Consider the following 497-nt stretch of genomic DNA (forward strand, 5'->3'; position numbering starts at 1 on the left):
GAGGAGCGCGTCACCTACGCCAAGATCCGCGAGCAACGCCGCCATCTTCGGGCCGGCCGCTTCGGCCTCGGACGACCAGCCGGCGCTCTCGCGGATCTTGGCGTAGGTGACGCGCTCCTCGGCCCCCATCTCCTCGGCCACCTCGTCGAAGAGGGGAGCCTGGAGCGTGCAGGAGACCGTCACGGGCCCGCCCGCGTCCAGGGCGTCGCGGAAGCGGTCGAGCTCCCGGCCGCAGAGCTGGTCGGCCGTGACGAGGCGGGAGCCGCAGCCGCGGGCGATGGCGGCGGTATCGAGGGGCATCGTCCGCTCGCAGGAGCAGGCGAGGATGAGACGGTCGGACACGGGTGAACCTGAGAGGAGACGTGATACGCGGATCCCTTCGCCTGAAGGGTTACAGCCCTTATACTCGAAGCATTCGAAACTACGATCCGACATGCGGGCGCAGGCCGCGACGATCCCGCGACGCTCTCCTGCCGGCCCCGCCCCCACACACGCCA

General features: G+C 70.2%; 1 pseudogene. It reads right to left on the minus strand.

Going from position 1 to position 497, the window contains the following annotated elements:
• Nucleotides 1-300, minus strand: a pseudogene (locus tag AX737_RS27430) (4Fe-4S ferredoxin); the annotation flags it as partial.
• Nucleotides 301-497 lie beyond the last annotated feature (197 nt).

Source organism: Methylobacterium sp. CCH5-D2 (assembly GCF_001556475.1).
GTDB classification, from domain to species: Bacteria; Pseudomonadota; Alphaproteobacteria; order Rhizobiales; family Beijerinckiaceae; genus Methylobacterium; species Methylobacterium hispanicum.